Raw genomic sequence first — 15,850 nt, 5'->3', positions numbered from 1 at the left:
TATTCTATTATACTAATTAATACCTGTGTGTTGTTATAAAAAAATTAAGATATATTTTATAGAAAAAAAGAATTAAAAAGCATTCCAATCTCTTCCTAGATTTAATCCTAACTAGCATGAATCCACCTAAGACTACAAAACCTTCCTCTAAAATGTTAAAGTAGTAACTTAACGACATTCATTTACACATGCTAAAAGCATTACTATAATCAACATTTCAGGAGGAAACCCAATGGCAATGAGCAACAACGATATATTAAAAAGAGTAAGATATGCTTTAGATATAAAAGATATAGATATGGTAGAAATTTTTAAACTTGGCGGAATGGAAGTAACGAAAGAAGACGTAGTTGATATGCTTACAAAAATAAAGAGAGCGCCTCAGTACGAACCCGAAAACCCTGATGTAGAAGAAGATGAGTACGTAAAAACATGCGATATGATGATGTTAGAGGCATTTTTAAATGGATTTATTACTTTAAAAAGAGGTAAGCAAGATCCGAAACCTGGACAACCGGCACCTGTACAAAGCAAAGAGAGTGCGAATAACCTTCTTTTAAAGAAAATGAAAATCGCCCTTTCATTAACGAGTGAAGATGTACTTGATATACTAGATAGCGTAGGCGTTAAGGTGACAAAAGGAGAACTAGGCGCTCTATTAAGAAAAAAAGGTCATAAAAATTACAAAGAGTGCGGCGATAGATACGCAAGGAATTTCATTAAAGGATTAGCTGTAAAGTATAGAGGATAATGATTCCGTTAAAGCGGTAAATGATATAATAGGTAGAGTAGGACGTTTGTATCCTACTCTTTTTTATTTGTAAAAATAATATGCTAGGTGATGAAATGGTACATACATATTTAGGCGAAACAATTAATTTTCATATAACTTATAAAAAGAAAAAATCGGTGCGTTTTTTGGTGGATTCTTACGGGAATGTTGAGGTGCAAGCTCCGAAAGGGACACCTGTTGAATATTTAGTCCAGTTGCTAGAAGAGAAGTGGGATTGGATTCAGGCAACACGTAAGGAAATGGCGGAGCGAGCGCGTGGACCACAGGAAAAGGATTATGATCAAGGAGAAGGCTTTTTGTATTTAGGAAGTACGTATCCGATACAAATTTCTCAAGATACAAATATTACGCAAGACAATGCAGTGTTTGAAGGAGATAAGCTACATATTTATGTGAAAGATCTTAAAGATGAGAAAATACAGCAAGCTTTAAAACGATTTTACTATAAGCAGTGTAAGTCATTAGTAGAGAAGAGTATTAAAGCGCATCAAAGTAACTTTAAAACAAAACCACGTTCTATTCGTATTACAGATAGTAGTCGCACGTGGGGTACTTGTGATTCGAATTTACAACTAACCTTCAATTGGAAGCTAGCGATGGCACCACAGCGAGTAATTGATTATGTAGTTGTTCATGAAATGTGTCATATGGTTCATTTAAATCATGATCGCTCTTTTTGGCGTCTTGTCGGGAAAATCATGCCTGATTATAAGGAAATGGAGAACTGGTTAGCGTTATCTAGTTGGAAGATGACGGTTTAGTGATGCACTTATTGTCAATCTTTGTCGGTAAGTCGATATATTTGGAAAACCGCTGATATATTTGGGGTTGCGGTCGATATGTTCAAGGAAGAGAAAGCAAAAGGAGATGTTACAGCAGACATCTCCTTTTTTCTGGTGTAGCAATTATCTTCCAAACTTCACAACAAAATCTCCATCCACCTTCTCCATTTCATACCCACGATACCCTTCCGAAAGCAACGCCTGTTGTCCACCAGCATTGTTCATTGGAATGCTCTTAATATCGGTCCAATCCCTTTCATTGTCCCCACACAATTCCTTCACAAAAACATACCGCATACTACCACCATACTTCTCCTTCAGTGCAGCAATCTCCATCCCTTGTGAGAACTTATCTTTTAAACTTGGAATGTTAAAAGGTGCAACAGTGCAGCACACATAATCATATTTGCCGTTTTCTTTTTGTAATTCGTCCATGATGACTGTCGCTAATATTTTTTGCATCCCATTTCCGCGGCAGTTCGGATGAACGTTTGAGATTTCTTGATAGATGACGCGGTGTAGTTCACTTTCTGGTAAGCCGATATCAAGTCCTAAATGTTCATCGTCGATAGGAGGGACGAGTAGGGCGCGAAATGCGATGAGTTCGTTTTTGATAAAAGCACCGATCATCATGCCATTTCCTTCTAGAATGTATTGAAATTCTTCTAACGATAGTGGTTGTAAGCGACTTTTATCCTCAAGCGTCTCAACTACAACGTTTTGTAGTGATAAGATTTGTTCGATGTTCTCTAGTGTGAGTAATGTAACGTGAAATTGCTCATTATTTTGTTTTAATCTGCCTTCGTATAGAACTGTCATGCGTTAGTCCTCCTTTAGCGTACAACGTCTTGAAAGACGGTAAGTTCTTGCAGGATATCCTCATTTATTTCAATGCCGAGTCCTGGCTTTTCGTTTAAGCGAATAAATGGTACGTCGTAATGTAAGTTTCCGATGTCTTTCGTGAACTTTAATGGACCTGTTAGCTCGACGCTCGTAATGATTTTTTTCGAGAAAGCGACATGGAATCCTGCGGAAGAGGCAACGGATGATTCGACCATAGATCCAACTTGGCATTCAATGCCTGCCATTTCAGCTTGATGAGCGAGTTTTACAGCGGGATATATGCCGCCGCATTTCATTAGTTTTATGTTTACTTTATCAGCAGCGTCTAATTTAATAATTTGGCGCATTTCACGAGAACTCTTTAATCCTTCATCAATCATAAGCGGAAGGTCTGTTTTCGAACGAATGTGAGCCATTGCGTCAATATCGTCTGCGACAACAGGCTGTTCAATCCAGTCGATGTTTACATGACCTAATGAACGAAGTGCTGTTAATGTGTTGGCGCTATTTTTCCACCCTTGGTTTACATCAACGCGAATCGCAATATCATTTCCTACACGTTCACGTACCGCTTCAATTCTTTTTACATCTTCTTTTACATTTGTACCGACTTTCATTTTGAAAGATTGGTAACCTTTCTGAATCATAGAGGCAGCTTCTTCAGCCATTTCTTCTGGATTTGCGATACTTAAGACGTGAGTGACAGGAAATTCTTCATGGTAGCGTCCGCCAATTAATTGATATATAGGTTGATTTAGTTTTTTGCCCATTATATCAAAACAAGCAATATCTATTGCAGCTTTTGCAGTAGGAACACCGTAAATTGTATTGTCCATCATATCGTGTATTTTCTCGATATTCATTGGATTTTGCCCGATAAGAGCAGGAGCTAGTGTATGCTTTAAAGTATGGAAAGTACTTTCCCACGATTCGCCTGTAACGTGATCATCAGCGACGCCTTCACCATAACCGATAATGCCTTCGTCTGTTTCCATTTTGACAATAATAGAAGGCATATCAGAATAAGAACCGTAACTAATAACAAACGGATCGCGAAGCGGTAAACGAATTGCATAAAGGTGAATAGCTGTAATTTTCATTGAATAAAGACCCCTTCCTGTTTACAATGGTTTTGTACATTTGATATAGTTGACGTTAAATAGTCGTTAATTAATGATAAGGAGTTAGAGAAATGATGATAAAAATTGCAGTTGTCGGTTCAAAAGAGTTTATGGAGACACTTTTACCTATTGCTCATAAAATAGAAGAAATAGAAATTGATCCATATATTTACCTTCATCCAGCAGAATCTTCTGAACTATTAAAGCGTTTAAAGCCTTGTGATTTCATCTTTTTCTCAGGTGCTTTACCTTATTATATGGCAAAAGAAATAAGAGAACAATTACGAATTCCGAGTACGTACTTACAGCAAGACGAGACAACCATCGCATCTTCCATTCTTTCTGTCATGTATCACCAAGGTATTCAACCACATCAAATCTCAATTGATTTAGTAGACCGCTCATTTATTGTAAATGTGCTCGAGGATATCGGTATAAAAGAAAGTCCACAAGTGTTTGATTATGAAAATATGCTGTGGAGTAAAGATGAAATAAATAGAGTTATTGATTTTCATGTAGCTAAATATCAACCTGGAGAAGCTCATTTAGCTTTAACTAGTATTCATGCTGTCTATGATGAACTTCAAAAAATAGGTATTCCTTCAGAACGTATGATAGATCCAAAGCAATCTATTATACATGGGTTAAAAGATGCAAAAATAAAAGCTGAGTTAGCAAGAAGCCATTCAGCTACTGTTGGTGCTTGTATTATTTCTTCTTTAGAATTACGAGATGTTTTGCTTGAGCAATTAAATGTCATTTCAAAAGAACTACGTGGTTCATTTAAAACAATTGATGAAATGACGTTCATTTTGTATACAACTCGTGGTGATATTGAATCCATTATAAAAACAAATATGATAAATAATTTATTTGCGAGTATAGAAGGAACGATAGCTATTGGATTTGGTTACGGAAAAACTGTGAAAGAAGCGGAGCAAAATGCTAAAATCGCCCAAGGTTTCGCGAAGAATAATCCAATAGACCACTGTTTTTATATACTAACAAGTGATAAAGAACTATTTGGTCCGTTCCCGAAAGAACAGAGAGTACAAAGTTTGAAGAACGACAACCCGGAACTAATGAAAATAGCGAAGGAAACGAAACTTAGCCCAGCAAATTTATCAAAGATTATTCAATTTAGTCAATCACATCCGTCATTGAAGTTTACAGCAGCAGATCTTTCTGAATACTTACAAGTGACTCGACGATCAACTGAAAGGTTATTAAAGAAACTAGTTGATTATGGGTATGTTCATATTTGCGGCGAGGAAATGCCTTATCAACAAGGGCGTCCTCGCGCAATATACGAACTGAATTTACCGTTATCTTTAAGCTTCTAATTGAGCTTTTTGTTTTTTTAGTAGTTCCGCTTTTTCAATGTCAGATAGTTTCGTAATTGTGAGACCAGTTATACCGTAAATAATCGAGATAATAGGTACGATGAAATTCAATATAGCATAAGGAGCATATTCGAAAGCACCTACGCCGAGTGTTGCGAGTATAAATACACCGCATGTATTCCAAGGTACAAAAACAGAAGTTAATGTTCCGCCATCTTCTAATGCTCTGGATAAATTTTTAGAATGTAGTCCTTTTTCTGTGTATGCATTCGCGTACATTCTTGAAGGAACAACAATCGAGATATATTGTTCAGAGCAAGTAAGGTTTGTTGCAAAGCAAGATGCGATAGTTGAAGCGATAAGTCCTTTTGCTGATGTCGCTAATTTTAAAATTTGATTTACAATGGAGCGAAGAATACCTGTATGTTCTAATACTCCTCCGAAAGTCATAGCGACAATGGTCATAGAGACGGTATTCATCATAGAGCTTAAACCACCACGATTAAATAGCTCGTCTACTAGCTTGTTGCCAGTGTCTATGACAAATCCACTTTGGAGTGCAGCAACAGCTGATGAGACAGAACCACCTTGAATAAAGACTTGTGATAAAAATCCTAAAATAATACCTACGAGAATAGCTGGTATAGCAGGAACTTTTTTAGCAACTAACACCATAACGACTACAGGTATGATTAGTAGGAAAGGCGAGATAACAAAGTTTTGCTGCAATACTTGTAACGTTTGCTCGATACTTTTTGCATCAATATTGTTAGCGCCGAAGCTTCTTCCTAAGAACGCATAAACGATAAGCGTAATAATTAAACCTGGAATTGTAGTAAATAACATATGACGAATATGTGTGAATAAATCTGTATTTGTTAATCCTGCGGCTAAGTTTGTTGTGTCTGAAAGCGGTGACATTTTATCGCCGAAATAAGAACCGGAAATGATAGCACCGGCAACCATTGGAGCTGGGATTCCCATACTAAGGCCAATGCCCATTCCTGCAACACCAATTGTTCCCATTGTAGACCAAGAGCTACCAATAGCTAATGCAACAATAGAACAAATAATTGTAATGGAAACTAGAAATAGTGATGGAGTTAATAGATTTAAACCGTAATAAATCATTGTTGCGACAATTCCACCACCAATCCAAGCACCGATCGTTAAACCTACTAGGATAATGATAACGATAGCGGGTAATGCGAGGCGAATTCCTTTATACATTGCTTCTTCAATGTCGTTCCATTTGTAACCGTAACGCCAAGCGACGATGGAAGCAACGGTTGTACCGATAATAAGTGGGACGTGAGGGCTTTGTTTTAATACAACAATTGTAACCATCATAACTGCAACTGTAATGATAATAGGGATCATGGCTACACCAAAAGGTATTTCTTTTTTCATAAAGGTCCTCCTTGTTATGTATGTTTGTTTGTATTTTTAGAATTGTCGTAAAATAGACGTTTATTAGGTTATGATAACTAAAAATATATGTAAGCGTCAACACAAAAGACAGAAAATAAGTAATATTCTAGTTGTTTGTTTAGTTTGTAATATAGATGTAGAGTAAGCTTTTTAAGTGTTTAAAAATAAATAATTGACTTTTTTCTTAAAATTCAATATGTTCATAAAAACATCTGTTTTTCATAAGTATAATTAACCTAAATGGTTTTGGAATTTGGGAAGGAGAATGTAGCTTTGAAAACATTAGAACTACAAGAGCGTTTAACTGAAATCTTTCAGCATTTACATGAAAACCCTGAAGTGAGTTGGAAAGAGTATGAAACGACAGCGTATATTACTAACTTTTTAAAAGAAGAAGGAATTTCATATAAAATATTTGATGATTGCCCAGGCGTGATTACTGAAATTGGAAGCGGAAATCCTGTTATTGCGATTCGCGCTGATATGGATGCACTTTGGCAAGAAGTGAATGGAGAATTTAAAGCGAATCATTCGTGTGGTCACGATGCTCATATGACGATTGTAATGGGACTTATTTTACAATTAAAGAATATGAGATGGAAAAGTGGTACAGTTAGATTTATTTTTCAGCCAGCAGAAGAGAAAGGGAATGGAGCTTTAAAAATGGTAGAGAAAGGTGCTGTGGATGATGCGGATTTCCTATTCGGTGTTCATTTGCGCCCGATTGAGGAACTATCTTTGAAACAGGCTGCCCCATCAATTCGTCACGGAGCAGCAGGATTTTTAGAGGGTACGATTTATGGAGAAGATGCACATGGAGCACGCCCACATCAAGGGATAAATGCAATTGATGTTATTTCCATGATTAATATCGGTTTGAAAAATATATGGCTACCACCGCAAAGTTCCTATTCAGTAAAGATGACGAGGTGCCAAGCTGGTGGTGATAATTTAAATATTATTCCGGGTAACGGGCATTTTAGCTTAGATGTCAGAGCGGAGAGTAATACATTATTAGAAGAATTGAAGAAAAAAATAGAGCATGTCATAGAATCAGCTGCATCGATGGGATCGAAAACTTCATATGAGTGGATTGATCTCGCGCCAGGAGCTGAAGTTTCAGAAGAAGCTGAGCGATTTATGCGTAAAGGTATTCTTGAAGTGTATGGGGAAGATAAATGTACGGGGCCGCTTTATACGACAGGAAGCGATGATTTCCATTACTACACAGTGAAGAGACCACATTTAAAAGCTGTCATGCTTGGATTAGGAGCAGACCTACAACCTGGATTACACCATCCGTATATGAAGTTCGATCATAGTTGTATTATGGATGGGGTAGAAATATTAAAACAAACTGTATTGAAAGTGTTAGAAGACAGGGGCTAGGAAGCTCCTGTTTTTTTGTAGGAATTTGTCGTTAAGTCGATATATTGAGAAAATCGTCGATATAATTTCACGTACCTATTGACTTGATGAAAAAATGAGTCTCCAGTACATGGTGTATAATAATAAGTACCATTTCTTAATAGGAGAAGTCGAATGAACGAACAATATTATGATGCAGTTTTAAATATAAAAACAGTCGGTGAGCAAAAAGGATTTAACAAGTCTATGCATTATCATCGTTATGAACCGACGCCGTATAGCGGATTAGATGAGTTATTGAATCAATATGAAATAAGAAGTAGTGACCAGATTGTAGACTTTGGATGTGGAAAAGGACGATTGAACTTTTATATGCACCATAAGTGCGGTGCTTCAGCGATTGGAATTGAAATGAATGAAGAGTTTTATAAAGAAGCGTTGGATAATCTTGATCGTTATGCACGCAAGGTAAGAAACAGTAAAGATAAAATTGGGTTTGAATGCTGTTTAGCGCAGGAATATGAGATTGATCCGCGTGATAACCGATTTTATTTCTTCAACCCATTTTCTGTACAAGTATTTATGAACGTAGTAAATAACATTTTACTTTCTGTAGAAGAAATGGGGAGAGAAGTGGATATTATTTTATATTATCCTTCTGAGGACTATATTTTCTTCTTAGAAAATCAGACTGCGTTTGAGCTGAAGAGGGAAGTAAGATTGCCTGGGGCTTATGAGAAGAATGGGAATGAGAGGTTTTTAGTGTATACATTAAGAGTATAAGAAAAGCAGGTGCCACGGCACCTGCTTTTCTTTATTCACGTCTATATATTAGTTACGGATTAAGTAATCAAATGCACCTAAAGCTGCGTTTGCACCTGAACCCATAGAGATGATGATTTGTTTGTACGGATTATTTGTACAGTCACCTGCAGCAAACACTCCTGGTACGTTTGTAGCGCCGTGCTTGTCTGTTACGATTTCACCGCGAACGCGTTCAACTGTTTCGCCTAACCAATCTGTGTTTGGAACAAGACCGATTTGTACGAATACACCTTGTAATTCAACGTGATGAACTTCTTCAGTTTCACGATCGATGTAAGAAATACCGTTTACTTTATCAGTACCAGTAATTTCTTTCGTTTGAACGTTTTTCAGAACAGTTACGTTTGGTAAGCTGTTAAGACGTTCTTGTAATACAGCATCAGCTTTTAATTCTGGCATGAATTCAAGAACAGTTACGTGATTAACAATACCTGCTAAGTCGATAGCTGCTTCAATACCAGAGTTACCTCCGCCAATAACTGCTACGTCTTTTCCAGTGAATAATGGACCGTCACAGTGTGGGCAGTATGCTACACCTTTATTTTTGAACTCAGCTTCACCTGGTACGCCAACATTACGCCAGCGAGCACCTGTTGAAACGATTACGCTCTTACTTTTCAGAATAGCGCCGTTTTCAAGTTCCACTTCAATAAGTTCTTTTTTCTCTAAACGTTTCGCACGTTGTAGATTCATTACATCGATGTCGTATTCTTTAACGTGCTCTTCAAGACTTGCTACTAGCTTAGGACCTTCAGTGCGTTTTACGCTGATGAAGTTCTCAATACCCATAGTATCCATTACTTGACCACCGAAGCGTTCAGCAACGATACCAGTGCGGATTCCTTTACGTGCTGCATAAATTGCTGCACTTGCACCAGCAGGGCCGCCACCAACAACAAGAACATCGTATGGATCTTTATCAGAAAGCTCTGATGCATCTGGACCGTTACCCATTTTAGCTAAAATTTCTTCAAGTGTCATACGACCGCTTCCGAAAGATTCGCCGTTTAGGAAAACTGTTGGTACTGCCATGATGTCTTTGCTTTCTACTTCCTCTTTGAATGCAGCGCCATCAATCATAGTATGTGTAATACCAGAGTTAAGAACGCTCATTACGTTAAGAGCTTGTACAACATCAGGACAGTTATGACAACTTAGGCTGATATAAGATTCAAAATGATATTCGCCTTGAATGTTTTTAATTTGATCGATTAATTTTTGTTCAACTTTTGGAGCGCGTCCACTTACTTGTAGTAAAGCTAACACTAATGAAGTAAATTCGTGTCCTAATGGAATACCAGCGAATACGACACCAGTGTCTTCACCAGGGCGGTTTACGCTAAAGCTTGGTGTTCTCTCTAATTCAACTTTTTCTACTGTAATCTTAGATGACATAGTAGCTAATTCGTCTACTAGAGCTAACATATCTTTAGATACGTCATCGTCTCCTGCGCTTACTTTAAGTAAAATATCGTTCTCCATTAATTGAAGATATTGGGATAGTTGTGTTTTTATATCTGCATCTAGTATCATTTTGATCGAACTCCTTAGATTTTGCCTACAAGGTCAAGGCTTGGTTTAAGTGTTGCAGAACCCTCTTGCCATTTAGCTGGGCAAACTTCACCTGGGTTGTTACGTACGTATTGAGCTGCTTTAATTTTGTTAACAAGAATGCTTGCGTCACGGCCGATACCGTCAGCATTGATTTCCATAGATTGGATAACGCCGTCTGGATCGATGATGAATGTACCACGAGCAGCAAGACCTTCTTCTTCCATTAAAACGTTGAAGTTTGTAGTGATTGTGCGAGTTGGGTCACCAATCATGATGTACTCGATTTTACCGATAGTTTCTGAGCTATCATGCCATGCTTTGTGAGTGAAGTGAGTGTCTGTAGATACAGAGTATACTTCAACGCCTAACTCTTTAAGAGTTGCATATTGGTTTTGTAAGTCTTCAAGTTCAGTTGGGCAAACGAATGTGAAGTCAGCTGGGTAGAAACAAACTACACTCCATTTTCCTTTTAAACTTTCGTCAGTAACTTGGATAAATTCTCCATTATGGTAAGCGTTAGCTTTAAACGGTTTTACTTCTGTGCCGATTAATAACATATTAAAATTCCTCCTAAATGTTGGTTTTGAGCATCAAAAAATAGTGTGCTCATAAAATATATTTTTTAATTAACTATAATAATTCTAATTCGATATTAATTATCATATAGAAGTGGTTATTTTGTCAAGAGAATAAACGAACTTTATATCAATTTAATTAATATTTATTCTCAATTAAGGATAACAGGGAATTGAAAGGTAACTTTAAGTTTATAAATTTTCAATGATTGTTTGAAAGAGTAGTGTGTATGTTAGAGATATGGTGTAAGTGTAAATTGTTAGGAAGGAAATATTTCTTAGAAGTTGTCTTTTTGAAAAGGAACTGCTTATTTCTATTTTACAAAGAATTGTGTGATAAATAAAATAAAATGAACTAGAATCTTTTTGAACAATTTTTGTCCTCTCAAATATATAATTAGGAAGCATATTGCAATGATATAGAAACATTGACTCAAGATATTAACAAGATATAATAAAACCTAGATATACCTTTCAAAAAGAAGAAGATATAATATAGGATGAAAAAATTTCACCCTATTATTTTTTATAGTTTTTAGAAAACGCTTACAATTAGTGTGGAGGGGAAACCATGTCTAAGTTCACGAAGTATTTTTTAATGGAAGCTAATGATGTGATTGTATATGTGAAAGAGAAATTATGTAAGTTTGAGGATGCAAAGAGGTTACAGTGTAAAGAAATAGGTGATGGATTGGTTACAATCGACAATGGTAGAGGTCATTGATTTATTTAAGAAGAAGTTTTTAGACGCTTGGGATATTCATGTGACAGAGATTATGGCGAAGGAAGAAGGCTTTAACGAAATCTATTTACAATCTGTATTAGAGGATACAGCTGCGGTGACGGGTCTTGAGTTAATTCGTCGTATTGTTGGGCTAGCGAAAGTACAAGACATTACTTGTATTGAGAATGAGGAAGCACGTGCTAGAGCGGAACGTATTTGTCTTCAAGTTGCAAAGAAATTTATTTTACGAGCGAATCAATATAAAACAGGTACAAGCTTTGTAGAAACGTTAAAAGAACAGTCAATGCACTACGCGAAGTAAGGGGAGAAGATGATGGAAGAGCAATTAATACCAATCCAGTGGAAAGATGATGCTTTAGTTTTATTAGATCAAACATTATTACCGAATGAAGTTGTCTATGAATCTTTTAAAACAGCTGAAAGTGTGTGGGATGCCATTCAAGTAATGAAAGTACGAGGAGCACCAGCGATTGGTGTTTCAGCAGCTTATGGTGTGTATTTAGGGGTAAAGGAATTTGTTGAAAGTACGGAAGCTGAATTTATTGATGAAGTAAAACGGGTATGTGCATATTTGGCCACATCACGACCGACAGCAGTAAACTTATTTTGGGCACTTGAAAGAATGGAGGCAGTAGCGCTAGAAAACGCTCACTTATCAATCGCACAGTTGAAAGATAGATTACTAGAAGAGGCAAAAGAGATTCATAGAGAAGATGAAGAAATTAATCGTCAAATTGGAGAACATGCTTTAACGTTATTCCATGACGGAATGGGAGTATTAACACATTGTAATGCTGGTGCGTTAGCGACGACTAAGTATGGTACTGCGACAGCCCCAATGTACTTAGCGAAAGAAAAAGGATGGGACTTAAAAATCTATTCCGATGAAACGCGCCCTAGATTACAAGGTTCAACGTTAACAGCATTAGAATTGCAGCGAGCGGGAATTGACGTCACTGTCATTACAGATAATATGGCAGCTATGGTCATGTCACAAGGGAAGATTGATGCGGTAATCGTTGGATGCGACCGTGTGGCAGCAAACGGTGATGTAGCAAATAAAATTGGAACATTAGGCGTATCTATTTTAGCGAAATACTACAACATTCCGTTTTATGTAGCGGCACCAACACCGACAATCGACTTGAAAACACCGACAGGAGAAGCAATTCCAATCGAGGAAAGAGATGCTTCTGAAGTGATCAATCGCTTCGGTCAATATTCTGCTCCGAAAGAAAGTAAAGTATATAATCCAGCATTTGATGTAACGCCACATGAAAATGTAACAGCGATTATTACGGAAAAAGGGATTGTAAAAGCACCGTTTACGGAGAACTTAAAAAAGCTATTTCAATAAGTATCTAGAGTTAAAAAGTCAGTCATCATAAGCTTCATACTTAGGGGGATGTATATGTTATTACAAAAAGAAAGAGAAGAAATTGTAGCGTATGGAAAGAAAATGATTTCTAGCGGTTTAACAAAGGGGACAGGCGGTAATATTAGTATTTTCAATCGCGAGCAAGGTCTTGTTGCCATTAGCCCAAGTGGTTTAGATTATTATGAAACGAAGCCTGAAGATGTAGTTATATTAAACTTAGATGGCGATGTAGTAGAGGGAGAGAGAAAACCATCGAGCGAACTCGATATGCACCTTATTTATTATAGAAAGCGTGAAGATATAAATGCGCTTGTGCATACACATTCTCCTTATGCGAAGACGATTGCATCATTAGGATGGGAACTGCCCGCAGTATCGTATTTAATTGCTTTCGCAGGCCCTAATGTTCGCTGTGCACCGTATGAAACATTTGGTACGAAGCAATTAGCAGAGGCAGCTTTCGAAGGGATGATTGATCGCCGTGCTGTTTTACTTGCGAATCACGGTTTAATTGCAGGTGCAAATAATATCAAAATGGCATTTACTGTTGCAGAAGAAATTGAGTTTTGTGCACAAATTTATTATCAAACGAAAAGCGTCGGAGAGCCTAAGTTATTGCCAGAAGATGAGATGGAGAATTTGGCGAAGAAGTTTGAAGGGTATGGACAGCAATAGAATGAAACAAGAAAGACCCTCAAGATTTGACTCTTGAGGGTCTTTCTATGCCTTCTTAAGCAACAAATACATAAAGTAAGGAGCACCAATTAAAGCGACAACAATACCTGCCGGAATACCGTTAGGCTCAACGATATTTCGTCCGATTGTGTCTGCTAATAGTAATAGCCATCCGCCAATTAAAAGGGCGATAGGCATGAAGATTTGATGCCTTGGACCTACTAAAGATTTTGCGATGTGAGGAGCCATTAGTCCAATAAAGCTAATTCCTCCTGTTACGGAAACAGCTGCAGCTGCAAGCGCAACGGCCGCCACTAATAAGTATCTGCGTTCTTTTTCAATTTCAATTCCAACGCCAATTGCGACCGGTTCGTTTAATGCTAGAATGTTTAATCGGTTTGCCTTATAGAAAACAAACGGAATGAATACGATTAACCATGGAAGCATTGCTAAAACAAAGATCCAGTCATCTCCCCAAATGTTACCGGCAATCCATTTGGCGATAAAGTCCACTTTCATACGATCTGCGGATGAAATAAGGACAATCATCATTCCGGATAATGCAAATGCAAAACCGATACCGGTTAATGTTAATCGCACCGGCTGAAGTCCAGTTGATTTACTATATGAAAATACGTAGATTAGAACAGCTGTTAGAAATGCTCCGATAAATCCAACGACAGGTAGTAAGTAAAGAAATGAACCTACATCTATTGGAAAGTATAAGAAGAAAATAGCAACAGCAACACCGGCCCCAGAGTTGATTCCGAGAATACCAGGTTCAGCTAAATCATTTCGGGTAAGTCCTTGCAGAATAGCTCCTGATAAAGCGAGAGCCATACCAGCTAATAATGTAATGACAATTCTAGGGAGTCTTAATGAGTATAAAACGAACTCCTCTTTAAAAGTTCCTTGTCCCATTAATGTTGGGAGTAGTCGATCATAAGATAAAGATGCTGAACCGAGCCCCATTCCAATTACAATAGTTGTAATGGTTAGGATAAGTAAAGCGAGTATAATAAGACGTTGTTTTCTTAGAATAGATGGGATCATGAGAACATTTTTCCTCCTTTACGTACAATGAATAGGAAGAATGGTAATCCTACAATTGCGACAATAGCAGCAACTGGTGTTTCGTACGGAGCATTAATGGTACGTCCGATTGTATCTGCAAGTAGCATAAAGGAAGCCCCAGCAATTGCTGACATCGGTATAACAAATCGGTAATCTGGACCGACAATTGGGCGTACCATGTGAGGTACCATTAAACCGATAAATGCCATATTTCCGACAAGTGCTACAGACGCACCTGCAAGTAAGATAATAATGATAAATAGAATGGTTTTAATAACAATAATTTTTTGACCTAGTCCAATAGCTACTTCTTCACTGAAACTAAGAACTGTCAATTTTTTTGCTAGTAAGATAGCGATAAAGATACTAATTGAAATGACTGGAATAATAATTTTTAATTGTCCCCAAGTTGTTCCAATTACGCCCCCAGCAGTCCAAAGTGATACCTCTTGTGAAATTTTAAAATAAATGCCGACACCTTCTGAAATTGCAAGCAAAAATGCTGAAACGGCAGCACCAGCTAATACAATTCGAAGAGGGGAGAGTCCACCTTTTTTCACCATGCCAATGCCAAATACCATAATTGCGCCAATTGCAGCACCGATAAAGCAAGCAAATGTTAAGTAAAGATAGCTGATGGAAGGGTTGAAGGCTAGCGTTAACGCAAGTGCAGCATTTGCTCCACCAGATAATCCTAATAATCCAGGGTCTGCAAGTGGATTTCGTGTTAATCCTTGCATAATTGCTCCAGAAACAGCAAGTCCAGCCCCTACAAAAATAGCAGCAACTTCACGGGGCAAACGTATTTCGCGAATAATAGATATTTTATCCCCTTTAGCGGAGGAAGTGAGTGCTAGCCATACGTCTTTTATTGAAGTATCTGCAGCACCTAATACCATTGCCACCATAAAAATAAGAAAGAATGCAATTATGCTTAAAATTAATTTGTATGTAAAAGCTATAGAACGTGTATTGTCATGTTCTTTTGTCATTCGTTTCACATCTTTTCTTTTCATAGAATAAAGGAAGAGGAATTCTTAATTTAAGAATTCCTCATGTTTGTATTATTTACCAAGAAAGCTCTTCTTGAAGAAGTCCAGTTGGAAATCTAATGTAAGTGGATCATTGAAATAGAATTCCATCATGTTTGCTTCGTATACGCGATTATTTTTTACCGCTGGGATGTTTTTATATGATTCTGTCTCTTGGAATGAGTTATCAGTATCTTTGTTTTTACTTACGATTAAGTAATCACCAGCAAACTCAGGTAATACCTCAGTAGATAATGCGTAATAACCTTCTTTTAATGCTTTTTCTTTTACCTTTTCAGGCATTTTTAATTT

General features: G+C 37.2%; 15 protein-coding genes and 2 pseudogenes. 9 read left to right on the top strand and 8 right to left on the bottom strand.

Annotated features, from left to right (window positions below; all coding sequences use genetic code 11):
• Positions 1-232 precede the first annotated feature (232 nt).
• Together MR079_RS19775 and MR079_RS19770 are read left to right on the top strand one after the other, a co-directional pair.
• Positions 233-751 (top strand): YehS family protein, encoded by a 519-nt coding sequence (locus tag MR079_RS19775; RefSeq protein WP_139869448.1) that lies wholly within the window; start codon positions 233-235, stop codon positions 749-751.
• 95 nt (positions 752-846) lie between these two features.
• A complete protein-coding gene (locus tag MR079_RS19770) occupies positions 847-1,554 on the top strand; it encodes a M48 family metallopeptidase (protein ID WP_139869449.1) in 708 nt (235 codons plus the stop codon).
• Positions 1,555-1,698: 144 nt separating this feature from the next.
• Here MR079_RS19770 and MR079_RS19765 read toward each other — a convergent pair whose 3' ends face one another.
• Positions 1,699-2,394: a GNAT family N-acetyltransferase gene (locus MR079_RS19765; RefSeq protein WP_242294478.1), complete on the bottom strand. Its 696-nt coding sequence runs from the start codon at positions 2,392-2,394 to the stop codon at positions 1,699-1,701.
• 14 nt (positions 2,395-2,408) lie between these two features.
• The gene (locus MR079_RS19760) at positions 2,409-3,518 is read right to left on the bottom strand and encodes a mandelate racemase/muconate lactonizing enzyme family protein (RefSeq protein WP_139869451.1); all 1,110 of its coding nucleotides are present in this window, start codon (positions 3,516-3,518) and stop codon (positions 2,409-2,411) included.
• A 92-nt stretch (positions 3,519-3,610) separates the two neighbouring features.
• Here MR079_RS19760 and MR079_RS19755 point away from each other — a divergent pair, with 92 nt between their 5' ends.
• On the top strand, positions 3,611-4,882 hold the full coding sequence (locus MR079_RS19755) for a transcriptional regulator (protein WP_242294477.1): 1,272 nt from the start codon (positions 3,611-3,613) through the stop codon (positions 4,880-4,882).
• Here the strand turns inward: MR079_RS19755 and nhaC are convergent.
• Positions 4,871-6,292 (bottom strand): Na+/H+ antiporter NhaC, encoded by a 1,422-nt coding sequence (gene nhaC, locus MR079_RS19750; RefSeq protein ID WP_000711544.1) that lies wholly within the window; start codon positions 6,290-6,292, stop codon positions 4,871-4,873. The genes MR079_RS19755 and nhaC overlap by 12 nt on opposite strands.
• A 294-nt stretch (positions 6,293-6,586) precedes the next feature.
• Here nhaC and MR079_RS19745 point away from each other — a divergent pair, with 294 nt between their 5' ends.
• The gene (locus tag MR079_RS19745) at positions 6,587-7,702 is read left to right on the top strand and encodes a M20 peptidase aminoacylase family protein (protein ID WP_139869454.1); all 1,116 of its coding nucleotides are present in this window, start codon (positions 6,587-6,589) and stop codon (positions 7,700-7,702) included.
• Between the two features lie 153 nt (positions 7,703-7,855).
• Complete coding sequence (locus MR079_RS19740) at positions 7,856-8,464, top strand: SAM-dependent methyltransferase (RefSeq protein WP_242294476.1); 609 nt, start codon at positions 7,856-7,858, stop codon at positions 8,462-8,464.
• 48 nt (positions 8,465-8,512) lie between these two features.
• Here the strand turns inward: MR079_RS19740 and ahpF are convergent, their stop codons facing one another.
• Entirely contained in the window at positions 8,513-10,039 is a 1,527-nt protein-coding gene (ahpF, locus tag MR079_RS19735; protein ID WP_000599493.1) for an alkyl hydroperoxide reductase subunit F, read from the bottom strand.
• A 14-nt stretch (positions 10,040-10,053) separates the two neighbouring features.
• The gene (gene ahpC / locus MR079_RS19730; protein WP_000924422.1) at positions 10,054-10,617 is read right to left on the bottom strand and encodes an alkyl hydroperoxide reductase subunit C; all 564 of its coding nucleotides are present in this window, start codon (positions 10,615-10,617) and stop codon (positions 10,054-10,056) included.
• A gap of 589 nt (positions 10,618-11,206) precedes the next feature.
• Between ahpC and MR079_RS19725 the strand changes: the two genes are divergently transcribed.
• The 4 genes and pseudogenes from MR079_RS19725 to MR079_RS19710 all read left to right on the top strand — a co-directional run bounded on the left by MR079_RS19725 (position 11,207) and on the right by MR079_RS19710 (position 13,433).
• Complete coding sequence (locus tag MR079_RS19725) at positions 11,207-11,359, top strand: 5-methylthioribose kinase (RefSeq protein ID WP_139869456.1); 153 nt, start codon at positions 11,207-11,209, stop codon at positions 11,357-11,359.
• Positions 11,322-11,681: pseudogene (locus MR079_RS19720) on the top strand (S-methyl-5-thioribose kinase); the annotation flags it as partial. The gene MR079_RS19725 and the pseudogene MR079_RS19720, both read left to right, overlap by 38 nt.
• Positions 11,682-11,690: 9 nt before the next feature.
• A complete protein-coding gene (gene mtnA / locus MR079_RS19715) occupies positions 11,691-12,737 on the top strand; it encodes an S-methyl-5-thioribose-1-phosphate isomerase (RefSeq protein WP_242294475.1) in 1,047 nt (348 codons plus the stop codon).
• Positions 12,738-12,791: 54 nt separating this feature from the next.
• Entirely contained in the window at positions 12,792-13,433 is a 642-nt protein-coding gene (locus MR079_RS19710; protein ID WP_000926547.1) for an L-fuculose-phosphate aldolase, read from the top strand.
• Between the two features lie 45 nt (positions 13,434-13,478).
• On the opposite strand, the gene MR079_RS19705 is transcribed toward MR079_RS19710, so the two are convergent.
• From MR079_RS19705 to MR079_RS19695, 3 genes and pseudogenes are all read right to left on the bottom strand, one after another.
• Entirely contained in the window at positions 13,479-14,486 is a 1,008-nt protein-coding gene (locus tag MR079_RS19705; protein WP_000613093.1) for a FecCD family ABC transporter permease, read from the bottom strand.
• Positions 14,483-15,523 (bottom strand): FecCD family ABC transporter permease, encoded by a 1,041-nt coding sequence (locus tag MR079_RS19700; RefSeq protein ID WP_242294474.1) that lies wholly within the window; start codon positions 15,521-15,523, stop codon positions 14,483-14,485. Before MR079_RS19700 ends, MR079_RS19705 begins: the two co-directional genes overlap by 4 nt.
• 48 nt (positions 15,524-15,571) lie before the next feature.
• A pseudogene (locus tag MR079_RS19695) lies at positions 15,572-15,850 on the bottom strand (ABC transporter substrate-binding protein); the annotation flags it as partial.

It is taken from the genome of Bacillus cereus group sp. BfR-BA-01381 (assembly GCF_022663555.1).
In the GTDB taxonomy this organism is placed as follows: domain Bacteria; phylum Bacillota; class Bacilli; order Bacillales; family Bacillaceae_G; genus Bacillus_A; species Bacillus_A pacificus.
This window is presented reverse-complemented; position numbering and strand designations above follow the sequence as displayed.

Bases quoted from the DNA above. Each gene is read 5' to 3' on its own strand.
- MR079_RS19775 (WP_139869448.1), top strand. From the start codon at position 233: ATGGCAATGAGCAACAACGATATATTAAAAAGAGTAAGATATGCTTTA.
- MR079_RS19770 (WP_139869449.1), top strand. From the start codon at position 847: ATGGTACATACATATTTAGGCGAAACAATTAATTTTCATATAACTTAT.
- MR079_RS19765 (WP_242294478.1), bottom strand. From the start codon at position 2,394: ATGACAGTTCTATACGAAGGCAGATTAAAACAAAATAATGAGCAATTT.
- MR079_RS19760 (WP_139869451.1), bottom strand. From the start codon at position 3,518: ATGAAAATTACAGCTATTCACCTTTATGCAATTCGTTTACCGCTTCGC.
- MR079_RS19755 (WP_242294477.1), top strand. From the start codon at position 3,611: ATGATGATAAAAATTGCAGTTGTCGGTTCAAAAGAGTTTATGGAGACA.
- nhaC (WP_000711544.1), bottom strand. From the start codon at position 6,292: ATGAAAAAAGAAATACCTTTTGGTGTAGCCATGATCCCTATTATCATT.
- MR079_RS19740 (WP_242294476.1), top strand. From the start codon at position 7,856: ATGAACGAACAATATTATGATGCAGTTTTAAATATAAAAACAGTCGGT.
- ahpF (WP_000599493.1), bottom strand. From the start codon at position 10,039: ATGATACTAGATGCAGATATAAAAACACAACTATCCCAATATCTTCAA.
- ahpC (WP_000924422.1), bottom strand. From the start codon at position 10,617: ATGTTATTAATCGGCACAGAAGTAAAACCGTTTAAAGCTAACGCTTAC.
- MR079_RS19725 (WP_139869456.1), top strand. From the start codon at position 11,207: ATGTCTAAGTTCACGAAGTATTTTTTAATGGAAGCTAATGATGTGATT.
- mtnA (WP_242294475.1), top strand. From the start codon at position 11,691: ATGATGGAAGAGCAATTAATACCAATCCAGTGGAAAGATGATGCTTTA.
- MR079_RS19710 (WP_000926547.1), top strand. From the start codon at position 12,792: ATGTTATTACAAAAAGAAAGAGAAGAAATTGTAGCGTATGGAAAGAAA.
- MR079_RS19705 (WP_000613093.1), bottom strand. From the start codon at position 14,486: ATGATCCCATCTATTCTAAGAAAACAACGTCTTATTATACTCGCTTTA.
- MR079_RS19700 (WP_242294474.1), bottom strand. From the start codon at position 15,523: ATGAAAAGAAAAGATGTGAAACGAATGACAAAAGAACATGACAATACA.